Annotated in this window: 16 protein-coding genes; 7 read left to right on the top strand and 9 right to left on the bottom strand. The window is 66.2% G+C overall.

All coding sequences use genetic code 11. The features are described 5' to 3' along the window. Positions 1-13: 13 nt before the first annotated feature. On the top strand, positions 14-1,636 hold the full coding sequence (locus AC3A43_RS18295) for an ATP-binding cassette domain-containing protein (protein ID WP_487793997.1): 1,623 nt from the start codon (positions 14-16) through the stop codon (positions 1,634-1,636). After that, complete coding sequence (locus AC3A43_RS18290) at positions 1,633-3,213, top strand: amino acid ABC transporter ATP-binding/permease protein (RefSeq protein ID WP_487793996.1); 1,581 nt, start codon at positions 1,633-1,635, stop codon at positions 3,211-3,213. Before AC3A43_RS18295 ends, AC3A43_RS18290 begins: the two co-directional genes overlap by 4 nt. Here AC3A43_RS18290 and AC3A43_RS18285 read toward each other — a convergent pair. From AC3A43_RS18285 to AC3A43_RS18255, 7 genes are all read right to left on the bottom strand, one after another. Then, positions 3,210-3,560 (bottom strand): metalloregulator ArsR/SmtB family transcription factor, encoded by a 351-nt coding sequence (locus AC3A43_RS18285; protein ID WP_487793995.1) that lies wholly within the window; start codon positions 3,558-3,560, stop codon positions 3,210-3,212. The two genes, AC3A43_RS18290 and AC3A43_RS18285, sit on opposite strands and share 4 nt — an antisense overlap. Then, positions 3,557-4,222 (bottom strand): peroxiredoxin, encoded by a 666-nt coding sequence (locus AC3A43_RS18280; RefSeq protein ID WP_487793994.1) that lies wholly within the window; start codon positions 4,220-4,222, stop codon positions 3,557-3,559. The genes AC3A43_RS18285 and AC3A43_RS18280 overlap by 4 nt, the downstream gene beginning before the upstream one ends. 63 nt (positions 4,223-4,285) lie before the next feature. Further along, positions 4,286-5,086, bottom strand: a complete 801-nt coding sequence (locus tag AC3A43_RS18275) for a sulfite exporter TauE/SafE family protein (RefSeq protein WP_487793993.1) — start codon at positions 5,084-5,086, stop codon at positions 4,286-4,288. An 11-nt stretch (positions 5,087-5,097) separates the two neighbouring features. Next, positions 5,098-6,021: an MBL fold metallo-hydrolase gene (locus AC3A43_RS18270; RefSeq protein ID WP_487793992.1), complete on the bottom strand. Its 924-nt coding sequence runs from the start codon at positions 6,019-6,021 to the stop codon at positions 5,098-5,100. 65 nt (positions 6,022-6,086) lie between these two features. After that, positions 6,087-7,349 carry a TolC family protein gene (locus AC3A43_RS18265; RefSeq protein ID WP_487793991.1) on the bottom strand — a complete coding sequence of 421 codons (1,263 nt, stop codon included), beginning with the start codon at positions 7,347-7,349 and terminating at the stop codon, positions 6,087-6,089. Continuing rightward, positions 7,346-7,549, bottom strand: coding sequence for a YgaP family membrane protein (locus tag AC3A43_RS18260; RefSeq protein ID WP_487793990.1), 204 nt, complete (start codon positions 7,547-7,549; stop codon positions 7,346-7,348). The genes AC3A43_RS18265 and AC3A43_RS18260 overlap by 4 nt, the downstream gene beginning before the upstream one ends. A 16-nt stretch (positions 7,550-7,565) precedes the next feature. Next, positions 7,566-8,843: an NAD(P)/FAD-dependent oxidoreductase gene (locus tag AC3A43_RS18255; RefSeq protein WP_487793989.1), complete on the bottom strand. Its 1,278-nt coding sequence runs from the start codon at positions 8,841-8,843 to the stop codon at positions 7,566-7,568. 188 nt (positions 8,844-9,031) lie between these two features. Between AC3A43_RS18255 and AC3A43_RS18250 the strand changes: the two genes are divergently transcribed. The 5 genes from AC3A43_RS18250 to AC3A43_RS18230 all read left to right on the top strand — a co-directional run bounded on the left by AC3A43_RS18250 (position 9,032) and on the right by AC3A43_RS18230 (position 15,603). After that, entirely contained in the window at positions 9,032-9,373 is a 342-nt protein-coding gene (locus AC3A43_RS18250; protein WP_487793988.1) for a rhodanese-like domain-containing protein, read from the top strand. 5 nt (positions 9,374-9,378) lie between these two features. Continuing rightward, a complete protein-coding gene (locus AC3A43_RS18245; RefSeq protein WP_487793987.1) occupies positions 9,379-10,431 on the top strand; it encodes an efflux RND transporter periplasmic adaptor subunit in 1,053 nt (350 codons plus the stop codon). Continuing rightward, a complete protein-coding gene (locus AC3A43_RS18240; protein ID WP_487793986.1) occupies positions 10,428-13,646 on the top strand; it encodes an efflux RND transporter permease subunit in 3,219 nt (1,072 codons plus the stop codon). The genes AC3A43_RS18245 and AC3A43_RS18240 overlap by 4 nt, the downstream gene beginning before the upstream one ends. After that, the gene (locus tag AC3A43_RS18235) at positions 13,643-13,951 is read left to right on the top strand and encodes an ArsR/SmtB family transcription factor (RefSeq protein ID WP_487793985.1); all 309 of its coding nucleotides are present in this window, start codon (positions 13,643-13,645) and stop codon (positions 13,949-13,951) included. Before AC3A43_RS18240 ends, AC3A43_RS18235 begins: the two co-directional genes overlap by 4 nt. Before the next feature lie 200 nt (positions 13,952-14,151). Further along, positions 14,152-15,603, top strand: a complete 1,452-nt coding sequence (locus AC3A43_RS18230) for a CYTH and CHAD domain-containing protein (protein ID WP_487793984.1) — start codon at positions 14,152-14,154, stop codon at positions 15,601-15,603. Between the two features lie 31 nt (positions 15,604-15,634). Here the strand turns inward: AC3A43_RS18230 and AC3A43_RS18225 are convergent, their stop codons facing one another. Together AC3A43_RS18225 and AC3A43_RS18220 are read right to left on the bottom strand one after the other, a co-directional pair. Then, positions 15,635-16,060: an ion channel gene (locus AC3A43_RS18225; protein WP_487793983.1), complete on the bottom strand. Its 426-nt coding sequence runs from the start codon at positions 16,058-16,060 to the stop codon at positions 15,635-15,637. 111 nt (positions 16,061-16,171) lie between these two features. Then, a complete protein-coding gene (locus AC3A43_RS18220; protein ID WP_487793982.1) occupies positions 16,172-16,396 on the bottom strand; it encodes a hypothetical protein in 225 nt (74 codons plus the stop codon). Positions 16,397-16,444: the final 48 nt, after the last annotated feature.

Below are 16,444 nucleotides of genomic sequence, written 5' to 3'. Positions count from 1 at the left end.
GAATATAAGAAAAATGTCAACCGGTCAGAATGTCCCGTTCGATGGCATGCGCGCGAGCCGACTTGCCATTGCCGCTTGGCTCGGTGACGCCGCCGCGGCGGTCCTTTTCGCGTGGGCGCTCACCCAGCTGCTCGCGATGGTCGTCTCGGGCGAAGGCGCGCGCGGCGCTGGCGCGGCCGCCTGGATAGCGCTGCTTATCGCCGCAGCGGCGTTGCGCGCTCTGGGGCAGGGCGCCGGCGGGGTCGCTGGACTGCGCCGCGGCGCGGCAAACGCAAGCGCCTTGCGGGCCCGCATCGCGCCCGCGCTGATGATCGGCGCCGCCGCGCGTCAGCGGCTGATCGGCGAAAACGCCGAACTCGCTATCACCGGCATTGATCGCATCGAACCCTATGTCGCGCGCTTTCTGCCGCTCAGGCGCGCCGCGGTCCTCTCCCCCCTGCTGATCGCGCTTGCGGCGCTGCCGGCGAGCTGGGTTGCATCGGCGATCCTGCTCGCGACGCTGATCCCCTTTGCGATCGGCATGGCGCTGGCGGGCGGCGCGGCGCGCAGCGCCAGCGACGCGCAGCTCGGCGCGCTGTCGCGGCTCGGCGGCCTGTTCGTCGATCGCGTGCGGGCGCTGCCGCTGATCTTGGCCTATGGTGCCGAAGGGCGCGTGACGCGGCACATCGGCGCGGCGGCGCACGACCTCGCGGAGCGCACGCTTGGGGTGCTGCGTATCGCCTTTGCCTCTGGCGCGATCCTCGAGTTCTTCAGCGCCCTCGCGGTCGCGCTTGTCGCGGTCTATTGCGGCTTCTCCCTGCTCGGACTGCTGCCTTTCGAGGTCCCTGAACGCCTCGATTTCGGCCGCGCCTTCTTCGTCCTCGCCCTGGCGCCCGAATTCTATGTCGGGATGCGCCGGCTGGCCGCCGCCTATCACGACAAGCAGCAGGGCGAAGCGGCGCTGGCGGCGCTGGCGGTCGAGGAGGCGCATCTCGGGATAGCTGTTCCTGACCGGTGGATATGGGACGGTTTGTCGGGACTGGCGCTGACGAACTGGACAATTCGCCATGCCGATGGCGCCGCAATCGGTCCCCTGTCGGCCGAGTGGCATACGCCGGGGCTTCATCTGATCACCGGGCCGAGCGGTTCGGGAAAAACCAGTCTGCTTCGTGCCTTGATCGGACAGGTTCCCGTCGAAACGGCCGGTCTGCGGGTCGGCGGCCAGGCTGCCGCTCCGGCGGCGCTGGCGCCGCATTGCGGCTGGGCGGGCCAACGGCCGCTGCTGCTTCCCGGAACGCTGCGCGCGAACCTCTTGCTCGATCGATGGGCAAGCGAAGAAAGCGAAGCACTGGCGCTGCTCGATACGCTCGGACTGACGCCGCTGCTGGCGGCGCGCGGCGGGGGTATCGACTGGACGCTCGATGATCGCGGCAGTGGTCTGTCGGGCGGCGAGCGGCGCCGCATCGGACTGGCGCGCGCGATTTTAGCGCCGCGCCCTATCCTCCTCCTCGACGAGCCGACCGCCGACCTCGATGCAGCCACGGCACAGGCAATCGTCGCGCTGCTTCGGCGCACCGCCGAAACGCGGCTGCTGGTCGTTGCGACGCATGATCCGCTGCTGGCCGCCATCGCCGATACTGAGGTGCTGCTCGCATGATCGCCGATCTGATCGCCAAAGCCCGACGGGGGCAATGCCGGGCCGTCGCGCTCGGCATGGTCTCGGCCGCGATCGCCGCGCTCGCTGCCGTAGCCCTGCTTGCAGTGTCGGGCTGGTTCCTGTCGGGCGCGGCGCTTGCGGGACTTGGCGGGGTGATGGCGGTCCAGGCATTCAACTATCTGATCCCCAGCGCGGCGATCCGCGGGCTCGCCATCTTGCGAACCCTAGCCCGCTATGGCGAACGGCTGTTCAGCCACCAGGCGATGCTGTTCGCGCTGGCCGACGTTCGTACCCGGCTTTTCGCCCGGTTGGTCGATGCGCCGCCCCCGGCCGCGCTGCTCCACGGCCGCGGCGACGTTGCCGCGCGGCTTGGAGAGGATGTGCAGGCACTCGAAGAGGCGCTGCTGCGCAGCACATTGCTGCCTTCGGGGGCCGCGACCCTCATCGGCGCGGGCGGTCTCGCCGCGCTGGCCGGGGCGGGGCCCGCGGTCGTGCTGCTCGTCGCCGCGTCGTCCAGTGTTCTTGTCGGGCGCGCGATCGGCGCGCGACGGGTCGCACCGGCGCTCGCGGCCGAAAGCGCCGCGCTCGGATTGTTGAAGACGCGTTACGTCGAACTGGCGTCGGGGGCGGACGATCTTCTGGTTTACGGCCTCGCCGCCGATGTCCGCGCGGCGCTGTCCGATGCCGAGGCGCCGCTTCATCGGGCGCGCCTTGCGCTCGCCCATGCCGACGCGTGGCTTGGTCTTGCGCACTGGACGCTGACCGGAGCATCGGTCGCGGCGGTCGTGTCTCTCGCCTCAGCGAGCGCGCCGCTGGTCGCGCTCGCGGCGCTCGCCGCGGCGGGCGCAATGGAAATTGTCGGTGCGCTCGTGCGCCTCGATCTCCAGCGCTGGAAGAGTCAGGGCGCGCGCGAACGGCTCGATACGATGTTCCCCGAGCCGTTAGTAAGGCCCGCAGCGATCGCGCCCGCCGCCGCGATCGTCGAGATTGAGCTCGTCGGCCAGCACCATCGCATCGAGCCGGGGGATCGCGTCGCGCTGGTCGGCATGTCGGGGAGCGGCAAGACGCGGATCCTCGAAACGCTTGCGGGCCTTCGCGACGATGCGCCGCAGCTGACCCGCATCGGGGGTATCCCCGCCGCCGACATCCCGCTTGCAGCCCGCCGTGCGTTGTTCGCGTTAGCGGCGCAGGATGCCGCGATGATCGCGGGGACCGTCGCCGACAATCTCGCGCTGGCGCGGCCCGGCATCGACCGCGCCGCGATGGAGGCGGCGCTCGCGGTTGTCTGCGCTGACGAATTTGTCGCCGCGTTGCCTGGCGGGCTCGATTGCTGGCTTGGCGATGATGGCGCGCGCCTGTCGGGCGGCGAGCGCAAGCGGCTCTCGCTCGCACGCGCGCTGCTTGCAGGTCGGCCCTTCCTTCTGCTGGATGAACCGACCGAAGGGCTAGACGCGGTAACAGAGGCGCGGCTGGTTGCGCATCTCGATGGCTGGCTCGCGGCGACGACAACCGGGCTGATCCTTGTCAGTCACCGGCCCGCCATGATCGGGCTCGTGACGCGGCGCCTGCCGCTCTAGCGCAGAATGCGTGCGAAATGAGCCGCGCTGGCGCCGCCATCGCCGGACGGCGGCGCGTCGGATCGATCGTCGAAGCGGTCGGCGAGGGTGCGGATCGGTGCCAGCGCTTCGCGCTTCAGGCGATAGAAAATCTGCTTCGCTTCGCGCCGCGTTTCGACAATCCCTGCCTTGCGCAGCACAGCGAGTTGTTGACTGAGCAGCGGCTGGGCGACCCCGGTCGCGTTCTCTATCTGGCCGACCGCGAGTTCGCCGGCGCCGACTGCGAAGGCCAGCTTGAGCCGCACCGGGTGCCCGAGGACGCGCAGCAGTTCGACCAGTTCGTCGTCGCTTTCAGGCCCGCCGGTCATTCCGCGGCGTCCGTCGCTGCCTTGTCCGGCGCGATCGTATAGAACCATCCGGTGGCCGCTTTTGCAGTCAGCGCGTCACCTGCAAGCATGGCCGGCGGCAGCAGGATATCGGCGCCCGGCGTCCAGCCCTCGGGGGTCATTGCCGACCCGTCGTTCGTGCGTTGAAGTGCAGCAAGTGTGCGCAGCAACTCTTCGACCGAGCGGCCCACCGAGGGCGGGTAGACCGTCAGCGCGCGGACGATCCCCTCGGGATCGATGAAAAAGGTGGCGCGCACCGATGTAGCATTTTGCGACGCGGCATCGACCATGCCAAAGGCATGCGCGATCTCGAGCGAACTATCCTCGACGATCGGGAAGGCTATGGTGACGCCCAGGTCGTCATGGATCGCGCGGATCCACGCAAGATGCGAAAAGAGGCTATCGACCGAATGTCCGAGCAAAGCGCAGTCGAGCGCGGCGAACCGATCGGATGCGCGAGCGATCGCCACAAACTCGCTGGTGCAAACCGGGGTGAAATCGCCGGGGTGTGAAAAGAAGAGCAGCCATTCGCCGCGATAATCGCTGAGCCGCACCGGCCCTGCGGTGCTGCGCGCGATGAAATCAGGCGCGACATCGCCGATGCGGAGCGGGCGGGAAGGGCGAGGCGCGTCGGTATCGGGCATGCGGAATCCTTTGTCTGCATGCTGCATATATAATTCGCGATATCGTGTAAATGAGGCGCTGCGCTAGACGAGCATCGGCCCCGCGCTGCGATAGAGCATGAAAGCGGCGACGGCCAGAACGAGCAGCGCAAACAGCGTGTTGAGCCGACCGGAGCGCGCCGAAAGCCGCTGTGCCCCCTTCATCCCGACCCAGCTACCCAGCGCACCGCCGACGATGAACACGCCCGCAAGCTGCCAGTCGACAAGGCCCGACCAAGCATAGTTGGCCGCGGTAGTGAGACCGAACGCGGTGACCGCGACGAGCGAAGTGCCGACGGCGTTGATCATCGGCATGCCCGTCGCGGCGACGATGCCAGGGACGATCAGGAAGCCGCCGCCGATCCCGAAGAAACCACTGAAGGCGCCGCTACCCAGGCCGTAACCGAGCAGGCGCGGCGCATTTTCACGGCTGATCCGTACCCCAGGGTCGCCCGCTTGCCCGCGCCGACGCAGCATGACGACTGCGATCGCGATCATCAGCAGCGCGAAGAGGAAGAGCAGCTTGTCGCCGTCGAAACTCTTGCCGAGCGTCGACCCGGCCAAGGCGCCGACGACCCCGGCGGCGGCGAAAGTGGCGCCGCAAGGCCAGCGGACATTGCCCGCGCGGGCATGATTGGCGAGTCCCACCGACGCATTGGCTGCGACGGCGAGCGCCGCGGTGCCGATGGCGACATGGGGCTGTGGCACGCCGACGAGATAGACCATCAGCGGTACGGCAAGGATCGACCCGCCGCCGCCGACGAGCCCGAGCGTGAAGCCGACGAGCACGCCCGACAGCGCGCCGAGAATCATCTGTGCAAGATCAAGTGTGGCGGGATCGGGCATCGCGCCGGCGTTCAGAGAATGTCGAGCGGAAGCTTGAGGTACCGCGTGCCGTTGCTCTCGGGTTCGGGCAGGCGGCCGCCGCGCATGTTGACCTGCACCGACGGCAGGATCAGCTTTGGCATCGCCAGCGTCTTGTCGCGTGCCTCACGCATCGCGACGAATGCGTCTTCGCTCACGCCATGGTGGACATGCACGTTCGAGGTGCGTTCGGACGCAATCGTTGTTTCCCATGCGTAGGTGTCGCGCCCGGGCGCCTTATAGTCATGGCAGAGGAAGACGCGTGTTTCGCCCGGAAGCGCGAGCAGCCGGTGGATCGACCGATAGAGCGTGCGCGCGTCGCCGCCGGGAAAATCGGCGCGCGCAGTGCCATAATCGGGCATGAACAAGGTGTCGCCGGTGAACAGCGCGTCGCCGATGATCCACACCATGCACGCGGGCGTATGTCCCGGCGTGTGGAGCACGATCCCCTCGATTGCGCCGAGCCGGAAGGTTTCGCCATCGTCCATCAGCCGGTCGAACTGCGATCCGTCGCGGGCGAAGCGATCATCCTCGTTGAAAATCTCGCCGAACACCGTTTGCACCGTCTTGATATGCTCCCCGATGACGATCCGGCCGCCGAGCTTTTCCTGCAGATAGGGCGCCGCCGAGAGATGGTCGGCATGCGCGTGCGTTTCGATCTGCCATTCGACGCTCAGGCCTTCGGCACGGACATAGTCGATGATCGCATCGGCAGACTGGTGGCTCGTGCGGCCCGACGGCTGGTCGAAATCGAGCACGCTGTCGATGATCGCGGCCGCGCGCGTCGCGGGGTCGTGGACGACGTGCGTGGCCGTGAAGGTCGCTTCGTCAAAAAAGGTGCGGACGACGGGAATTTTTCCCGAGCGGCGCGCGGCTTCGATCTTGGCGGCGGCCTTGTGGCGGTGGAGATCGATCATCGGACAATCCTATAATATTATAAATATCTAATATAATGATGAAGCGACGGAAGTCGAGCCGCGGCCTATTCGATCCCGCACAGCAGCCGCAGCCGCCACGCGGCGACCTGCACCGCAGCCTGCGCTTCGGCCAGGCGCGCCGTGGCTGCGATCGCCTCGCGCTCGGCATCGAGTTCGGCGAGCGGCGGCCTAGCACCCGAGCGCACCTCGAGCCGCGAACCGCGTAGCGCCTCGCGCGCGGCCGTGTCGCCCTCGCGCGCGGCATCGAGCCCGCGTTCCGCGCTTTCGAGCCCGCTCCAGGCTTCGACTACTGCCTGTGTCACCTCGTCACGCGCCTGACGAAGCCGGGCTTCGCTCGCCGTCATATTGGCGCGTGCTTCGCGAACCCGTGCGCTCCCCGCGCCGCTGTCGAAAAAAGTCCAGTGGCCGCGCAGTCCCACGGTGATGCTATCGGCGCGATAGTCGGGGAAAAATTGGTCGCGGACGCGCGCTCCCTCGGCAAACACACCAATGGCCGGGCGATTGCTCGCCTTGGCGGCGCGTACACCGGCCCCGGCGCCATCGACGCCAGCATCGGCCCGCGCCAGCATGACGTTGGCTCCGATTGCCGCTTCGACAGCCTCGCCGAGCGATGCCGGCACCTCGGGGCGAGGCGGCAACGGTGCCAGCGTGCCCACCGGTTTGCCGGTCAGCCGTTCAAGCCTCGCTTCGGCCGCTGTGAGCCGCCCCTGCGCCTGGACGAGGCCCGCCTGCCCTTCGGCGCGGCGCGCTCTGGCTTGAGCGACCTCGCTGCTCGTCGCATCGCCGACGTCATAGCGCAGTCCCGCGTGGCGCACGATCTCGTCGAGCGCGGTGACAAGCCCGGAGTAGCTGGCGACCATCTCGCGCGCGGTCAGCGCCTCGGCGTAGCTCGACACGGTAGCGAGTGTCAGATTCTGCCGCGCCATATCGATGCCCAACTTTGCCGCGCGATGGCCTGCCGCCGCCTGATCGATCGCCGATGCAATTCGTCCGCCCGCATAGAGCGGATATTCGCCGACGAGTTGGATCGCGCTCGGCGTCACGTCATCAGCGGTCAGGCCGAAATAGCCCCCCGGATCCAGCCGCCCATAGCCGACGCTTCCCTCGAGACGCGCTGTCGGACCCGCCGCCGCGCGCGCTTGCGCGAGCCGCGCGTTGGCAGCGTCCGCTTCGGCGTCGGCGACGACCAGCGCGGGCGAATGCGCGCGCGCGTCGACAATCGCGCTCGTCAGGTCCTGCGCCGACGCGGCGCCCGGCAAACATAAGGCTGCCAGGCTGACGGCCATCCGGAAGGGGGCGGGTGTCACCGAAAGACGGTGCCCGAGCGCACGCCGAGGCGCTTGAACAGCATGGCCGCAGGGCAGAAGCCGGTGAAGCTTGCCTGGATCAGATTAAGCCCTGCAAAGGCGGCGAGGGCGATCCACCAGGGATGCACGAACCACGCGAGCGCAACGCTCAAGAGGACAATGAAGCCGGCGAAGCGCAGCACGGCACGATCGAGATTCATGGGACTTATCCTTTCGTCAGAAGCGGAGTTTCTTGATGCCAAGCGCATGCATCGCGAGCTTTTCGTAGAAGGGCTCGCTCTCGCCCTTGCGGACCTTGCGCAGGAAATATTTCTCGAAGCCGATCTTGGCGAAATGCACCCATTTGCCCGACGACGACCAGTTGACGTTGCGCGGCGGGATCTGCGGCTGCGCAACAAAGGCGACGCCGCCGTCGCCGAAATCGGCAAGGCAAACGGCGTTCCACGTCGCCTCGTGGATCGGCGGCTTGCCGTCGATCTCGAGTTTCAGATTCTGGGCGATGGCGGTGACCATCGATTCGATCATGAATCCCGTCTTGGGCACGCCCACGGGGACCGGCGTTGGGCCGACCGGCGGGATGGCGACACAGACGCCGAGCGAATAGACATTGGCGAAGGTCGGATTGCGCTGATGCTTGTCGGCGAGGATGAAGCCGCGCGGGTTGGTCAGGCCCTCGATCCCGAACACGGCATCGACGCCGCGAAAGGCGGGCAGCAGCATCGAATAGGCGAAGGGCAGGTCGTGCTTCGCCTTGAGGCTGCCGTCCTCGGCAATCTCCTCGACATGCGCCATGGCTGGCTCGAAGCTGGTGACCCGCGCATTCGTGATCCATTTGATGTGGCGGTTTCGGAATTCGCTTTCGAGCAGTCCCTTGGTATCGCCGACACCGTCGAGGCCGAGGTGGCCGATATAGGGTTCGGCGGTGATGAAGGTCATCGGCACCTTGTCGCGGAGCTTGCGCCGCTTGAGCTCGGTGTCGAGGATCATCGCGAATTCATAGGCAGGGCCATAACAGGAGGCGCCCTGCGCCGCGCCGACGACGATCGGGCCGGGGTTTTCGCAGAAGCGGTCGAAGGCATCCGCCGCAGCAGACGCATGATGCGTCGAGCAGATCGATACGGTGTTTGCATCGGGACCGAAGCCCTCGATCTCGTCGAAGGCGAGTTCGGGGCCGGTTGCGATGACGAGATAGTCGTAATCGACATAGGACCCATCGTTCAGCTCGAGCCGATTGTCCTTCGGATGAACCCGCTTTGCACCGAGCGCGGTGAAGCCGATGCCCTTGCGCTGCATCACCGGGGGCAGGTGAACGCGGATCGCTTCGGGTTCGCGCCAGCGCACCGCGACCCAGGGGTTGGAGGGGACGAACCAGTAATCTTCCTGGTCGCAGACCACCGTCACCTCAGCCTTGCCGTTGACGGCCTCGCGAATTTCATAGGCGGCGATCGTGCCGCCGAGCCCGGCACCCAGAACGACGATCCGCGGCAATGGCATGTCTCTCTCCTTGTACCGGGGCGCGTCGCCTCCGGCTTGTTCGAATGGTCGGATTTGCGGCCGGTCCGGCGAGTCGGGCGCAATGTCGAGAGCATAATATTAGATATTGCGCATATTACAACTAAGTAATATTAGCAGTATCGCAATTTAGCGGCGCCGGATAATGTGCCGGCCAACCGAGGAGTTCCATGATGCTGAGCCTGTTCCGCCGCCCGCGCTATAAGGAGATTCCCGCACAGGGACTCGCCGCCTTGCTCGACCAGAAGCGGGCAATTCTGGTCGATGTGCGCGAAGCGGATGAATTTTCAGCGGGCCATGTCGCGGGCGCGCTCTCGATGCCGTTATCGCGATTTCGCGCCAGCGCCTTGCCGGTGGACGGCGACAAACCGGTCATATTGATGTGCGCTGCGGGGCGACGCTCGGCGATGGCGCTCGAAAAGGCGGCGGCGGCGCGGCCCGATATCGACACGCACCTTGCGGGCGGACTGACGGCCTGGCGCGCCGCCGGCCTGCCGGTCGTTGCAGGGTGACCGCAGTGGTGCGCCCTTCCTTCGTCGCCGTCGCGCTGTTCGCGGTCGGGGTGTCGCTTTCCGCATGCAGCGGCAATGAATCGACGAACGCACCCGCTGAAAAGAGCGCGGCGATCTCGGGCGAGCAGTTGCGTCTGGCGCCCTCGACCGTCACCGATTGGAAGGATGTCGGTGCGCTTGTCACCAGCGTCGACATGGCAGACGCGCGCGCGCGCATTTCCGGCATCCTCGACAGCCTGAGCGTGCGCGAGGGCGATATGGTGCGAAAGGGCCAGGTCATCGGCCGCATCGTCGATAGCCGGCTCAGCTATGAAGGCGCCGCCTTTGGCGCGCAGGCGGCGGCGGCGCAGGCGCAGGCCGCGCAAGCCGAGGCCGAACTGGCGCGCGTCAGATATCTGCACGCCAATGGGGTCTATGCGCAGGCGCGGCTCGATCAGGCCGAAGCCGGCGCACGCGCTGCGCGCGCGCAGGTCAACGCCGCGAGGGCGCAGCAATCGGCGGTGGGTGCGGTTGCCGGACAGGGCGCGGTTGTCGCCCCTTCGGCGGGTCGCGTCCTCGTCGCGCCGGTTCCCGCCGGCTCGGCGGTCGCCCCGGGTACATCGATCGCAACGATTACCTCGGGGCCGATGGTGCTGCGCCTCGAACTCCCCGAAACCCTCGGCGACAAGATACGCGTCGGGAGCGCCGTGATCGCGACGGGGCTGGCGAACGACGCCGCACCCATCGCGCCGCGTGCGACAGTCAGCCGCGTTTATCCGTCGGTCACCGGCGGCCAGATGTCAGCGGATGTCCAGATTCCGGGCTTGCCCAGCCAAATGGTTGGCCGCCGCGTCACCGCGCGCGTCGCGGTCGGCGAACGGCAGGCGCTCATCGTGCCGCGCCGCTTCGTCGAAACCACCTATGGTACCGATTATGTGACGCTCCGGGTCGGCAAGGATGCGACGTCGCGGGTTCCGGTGCAGATCGCCCCCACCGACGACCCCGCGCGCGTCGAAATCCTCTCGGGCGCCGCCAAAGGCGATACGCTGATCGCGGTGCAGGCCGGAATGCGCAAATGAATCTCGGTATCTCCGGGCGGCTGACCCGCGCTACGATCCAGAGCCCGCTGACTCCCCTGATGCTGCTCGCGGCGATCCTCGTCGGGCTGCTTGCCATCATGACGATCCCGCGCGAGGAGGAGCCGCAGATCAGCGTCCCGATGGTCGATCTGATGGTTGCCGCCCCCGGCCTGTCGGCGAGCGATGCGATCGAAATCGTCGGCAAGCCGCTCGAGACGATCGTCAAAAGCGTCGACGGCGTCGAGCATGTCTATACGCAGGCCGAAGATGACGGGGTGATGGTCACCGCGCGTTTCCTCGTCGGATCGAACGCCGACGATGCCGCGACCCGAGTCAACGAGCGGCTGTCGGCTAACATGGACAAATTGCCGGCCGGGGTGCAGCCGCCGCAAGTGACGGTGCGCGGGATTAGCGACGTCCCGATTGTCGTGCTCACCGTCGCGCCGAAACCGGGCGCCAAAGGAGAATGGACCGAAGCCGCGCTGCACGCTCTTGCCGTGCGGCTGCGCACCGAAGTCGCGAAGGTAGATGACGTCGGGCTCACCTTCATCGCGGGCGGGCAGGAGGAGCAGCTTCGGATTGTTCCCGATCCGGCAAAGCTCACCGCGCATGGCGTCTCGCTCGCCGCACTGATGGACGCGGTGGCGCAGGCCAACCGCAGCTTTCCGCTCGGCTCGGTGCGCGAGCGCGGCGCGGCAACCGCGGTCGTGGCGGGCCAGACGGTGCGCAGCGCCGGGGAATTGGCCATGATCACGGTCCGCGCGGCAAACGGCAGCCCGGTCTATCTTCGCGACATTGCCGCCGTGACGCAGGGGCCGAGCGAAGAGCAGGCGCGCGCGTGGCGCTGGGCGAAGGGCGAAGGGGGACACTGGTCGATGGCGCCTGCTGTCAGCCTTGCGGTCGCCAAGCGTCCGGGCGCCAATGCCGTCAACGTCTCGCAAGCCGTCGTTGAACGCGTCGAGGCGTTGCGCGGCACGCTGATCCCCGCTGGGGTCGATGTTGCCATCACCCGCAACTATGGCGAAACGGCAAACGAAAAGGCGAACGAGCTGATCTTTCACCTCGGCCTCGCCACCGTGTCGATCGTCATCCTGATCGGCTTTGCGATCGGCTGGCGCGAAGCGGCGGTGACCGCGGTCGTCATCCCGACGACGATCCTGCTCACCATGTTCGCCTCGAACCTGATGGGGTTCACGATCAACCGTGTCAGCCTGTTCGCGCTGATCTTCTCGATCGGCATCCTCGTCGACGATGCGATCGTGATGATCGAGAATATCGCGCGCCACTGGGCAATGGCTGATGGACGCAGCCGGATCGACGCCACGGTCGATGCGGTTGCCGAGGTCGGCAACCCGACGATCATCGCGACGCTGACTGTGGTCGCGGCGTTGCTGCCCATGCTCTTCGTCTCGGGGCTGATGGGCCCCTATATGGCACCGATCCCGATCAATGCGTCGGCGGCGATGCTCTTTTCCTTCTTTGTCGCGGTGATCATCGCCCCGTGGTTGATGGTGCGCTTTGCCCGAGATGCGTTGGTGCATGGTCATGACGACCATGCGACGGGCGGCAAGCTGGGTGCGCTCTATGGCCGCGTTGCGGCCCGCGTGATCCGCGACCGCAAGAGTGCGCGCACCTTCCTGATCGCGGTCGGCGCCGCGACGCTCGTCGCCTGCTCGATGTTCTATTTCAAGGCGGTGACGGTGAAACTGCTGCCCTTCGACAACAAGTCGGAGGTGCAGCTGGTCCTCGACATGCCCGAAGGCACCTCGCTCGAAACCACCGGCCGGACGCTCGACGCGGCGGCGGCGGTCGTGCGGCAATTGCCCGAAGCGCGATCGATGGAGGCCTATGCTGGCACCTCGGCACCCTTCAACTTCAACGGCCTCGTTCGACATTATTTCCTGCGCAGCCGCCCCGAGATGGGCGACCTGATGGTCACGCTTGCGCCGAAGGACGAGCGCGACCGTTCGAGCCACGCGATCGCGCTCGACCTGCGCGAACGGCTCCATGCAGCCCTGCCGCTCCCCGCGGGCGGATCGATCAAGGTTGTCGAGACACCGCCGGGACCGCCGGTATTGGCGACGATGCTCGCCGAAATCTATGGCCCCGACGAAGCGACGCGGCGCAGGACCGCCGAGCAGGTCGAGAAATTGTTCCGCACGATCCCCTATGTCGTCGATGTCGACAACAGCTTCGGCACGCCGCGGCCGCGCCTGCGCCTCATCCCCGACCGCGCGCGAATGGATGCCTATGGCATTTCGGAACGCCAACTGTTCGACAGCATCGGCGCGCTGCTCGGCGGGCAGACGGTCGGGTACGCGCCGCGCGGAGACGGGCGCGAACCGCTGCCGATCCGGGTCGCGCTTGCCCAGTCGCAACGGACCTGGAGCGCCGACTTGGCCGCGACGCCGGTCGCGAGCATGGGCCCCGGCGGCCGACTGGTGCAGCTGGGCGAGGTCGTGAGCGCGCATGAAGAATCGGGATCGCCGACGCTGTTCCGCCGCAACGGCCGTGCCGCCGACATGGTCACCGCCGAACTCGCGGGCGATTATGAAGCGCCGATCTATGGCATTTTCGCGGTCGACGATGCGATCGAGGCGTTTGACTGGCGGGCGCACGGGATGACGAAACCCGTCATTCGCTTCAACGGCCAGCCCGACGACGAACAGGTGCCAACGCTGCTTTGGGACGGCGAGTGGGAAATCACCTGGGTGACGTTTCGCGACATGGGCGCCGCTTTCATGGTCGCGTTGCTCGCCATCTATGTGCTCGTCGTCGGACAGTTCCGTAGCTTCACTATTCCCCTCGTCATCCTCACCCCGATCCCGCTGACACTCGTCGGCATCGTGCTTGGCCATATGCTGTTCGGTGCGCCGTTCACCGCCACCTCGATGATCGGCTTCATTGCCCTTGCAGGGATCATCGTGCGCAACTCGATCCTGCTCGTCGACTTCATCAATCATGCGAAAAAGCCTGACAAGCCGCTGCGCGATACGCTTCTCGAGGCGGGTATGATCCGCTTCAAACCGATCGTGCTCACCGCGGCAGCGGCGATGATCGGCGCCGCGACGATCCTGAGCGACCCGATCTTCCAGGGGCTCGCCATCTCGCTGCTCTTCGGTCTTGCCTCCTCGACACTTCTCACGGTGCTGGTTATTCCCGCGATCTACATCGTCCTGCGCGACGATGGCCGCGAAGGAAGTCTCTCTCCATGACCAAGCCGACCGACCTCTCGATCCTCAAGCGCGACGCGCATGGAATGGCGGATTACCTCAAGCTACTCGCGAACCCCGAGCGTCTTTTGATGCTGTGTCAGATGAACGAGCGTGAAGTATCGGTGGGGGAGCTGACCGAGATCAGCGGATTGTCGCAGTCGGCGGTATCGCAGCACCTCGCTCGCTTGCGCGAACGGGGGATCGTTTCGCTACGCGCCGAAGCGCAGACGCGATACTATAGCCTCTCGGACCCCAAGATGCAGCGGATCATCGCCGCGCTTTGCGAGGCGTGCCACGGCGCCTAGCCACCCCTCTTTTCGACCAGCACGGCCAAGCTGGCGCGCAAGATGGCCGCGCGTCGTCCGCAAGGCCCCCCGCGCGGTTTGGGATCCGGCGTGACGATGATATGCTGATCCGCGCATCTGCGCTACATCAACGCCCTGTAATTCGCGATCCTCTAGGCGATCGTCCGGTTATTCGAACCGAACCCTTGCGGAAGGTGCTCATGACGGACGAAATCGAATTGAAGCTGGAGCTGAGCGAGAAAGCCGCCGCTGCCATTGAAGCTTCGGGACTGTTGACGGGTGAGTCCGGTCGAGCCCGGCAATCCTCGATCTATTACGATACGCCCGACCATAGGCTGGCAAGCGCGGGGATTTCGCTTCGCATCCGCAAATCGGGAAGCAAGCGGGTGCAGACGATCAAGGCGGCTGGCACGAGCACCGCCGGCCTGTTCACCCGATCGGAACGCGAGCGCCCGGTCCGGAACGATATCCCGGTTCTGGATGCGGTTTCGCCGCTGCCGGATGCTCTCGGCAGCTGTGTCGACTCCATCGCACCTATTTTCGAAGTCCGGATCGATCGGCGCAGCTGGATGATCGCGGAGGGCGATGCCACGATCGAAGCGGTCCTCGATCGGGGCGCAGTCGTTGTCGGCGATCGCCAGTCCCCGGTCTGCGAAATCGAGCTGGAACTGAAATCGGGACGGGCTGACGCACTGTTCGCATTGGCGCGCAAGCTCGGCGCCGCAGCTCCGGTTCGCCTTGGCGTCCTGACCAAGGCGGAACGCGGCTATCGGCTGACCGGCCCGGCGCCCACGATGTTCAAGGCAGAGCCCGTCCTGCTCGCGGACGGCGTGACATCGGCGCGGGCATTCGGGATCGTGGCGCAGAGCTGCATCCGGCAGTTCCGTCTCAACGAGGCGCTGCTTTTGGCCGACGGGGGCGCCGAAGCTCTTCATCAGGCGCGTGTAGCGCTCCGCCGGCTGCGATCGGCATTTTCGATCTTCCGACCGATCATCGGAGAACCGCGTGCGGCCCTTGTCGCGGACCTCCGCTGGTTGACCTCCGAACTGGGGGAGACGCGCAATCTTGACGTTCTGCTGGCACGAACCCGCCCCGGTCCGCTGCACGACCGCGTCGCTTTGGCACGCGACGCCGCGTATCGCCGCGTTGGCGAAGTGTTGGCGATGCCCCGAACCCGCGCATTGATGTTTGACCTGACCGAGGCGATCGCGCGCCATGGCTGTTCGGATTCGCCTGACGCGGCGGATGGCGATCTGCCGGCGCGTGCGTTCGCAGTGGCGGCGCTTGACCGTTTCCATCGCCGCGCAAAGAAGCGCGGAAGCCATCTCGCCGACATCGACGACGCCAGCCGGCATACGGCGCGCAAGGCGGCGAAAAAGCTGCGATATGCGGCCGAGTTCTTGGCAAATCTGTTCGTCCGAAAGCGGGACCGGCGGCGCTATGAAGCGTTCATTGCGTCGCTGGAAACATTGCAGGATCAACTTGGCGCTCTCAACGATCTCGTGACGGCAGCGCTTGTCTTCGAAAAACTCGGTGTCGAAGGCGATCCCGAGGCGTCGCGGTTGACGGCGGAACATCGGAAAAAGAAGCTCCGCAAGGCGGCAGAGGTGGCGCACGGACAATTCTTCGATCTGAAGCGCTTCTGGCATTAGGGCGGCGGGGATGCGTCCGCCGCCGGCCGCTTCAGAGCCGGCGCAAGAGGCCGACAATGCGGATCAAAAAGGCTGTCGACCAGCCGATCATGATGATACCGTTGATCCCCTCGATCGCCGATACGAGCCGCCATGGCTTCGCCATCACATCGTCGTTGTAGCCGATGGCGCCATAGGTGATCGTCGAGAAATATACCGCCTCGCGCAGGCCGTCGATCGCGCCGATGGCGAGGAACGTCAGCGCATAGACCCAGATTTCCACCCCGTGCAGGCCGATGAGCGCAAGGATTGCGAACAGCGTTGCGACGAGACCGCGCCAGGACGCAGGGTGCATATGACCGCCGGCTTCCTGATGCGCCTCGAGACGAAGGAGTCGCGCCAGCAGAATCAGGCCCGCGCCGTGAATGAGCACGGTTATGGTCACCATCATCGTCGCGAGCAGCAACTCCCGGATCATCGCCGCAGAACCTGCGGGATGAGGACGTCCGCCGGCTTCGCAGGAGCCCCGCTCATCGACAGATTTCCGGATCGGTCACGCCGCCGCAGATGCAAATATGCAAGGGCAGGCTCATGCGAACAGGGCGGGCGCAGCCTCCATGTCGAGCGGCTCGGGTATTGGGAGCTGGTCATGGTCCCCGTGGCCATAGGAGACATGCGTCGGCAGCCAGAGCATTTCGGCTGTATTCCACCAGAGCGTCGTGAGCACAGCGGGTAACCGCCAAGCCTGAAGCCATGCGGTCCACAAGAGACCTGCGGAGGACATCTTCGAATCGTCGGGAACCTCATAAGCCATAGCCGTTCCTTCCAGTTGACCCGACCAAATTGCAGCAGGCTCCTCCTT

Source organism: Sphingopyxis sp. Soil_C_28 (assembly GCF_057657055.1).
This window is presented reverse-complemented; position numbering and strand designations above follow the sequence as displayed.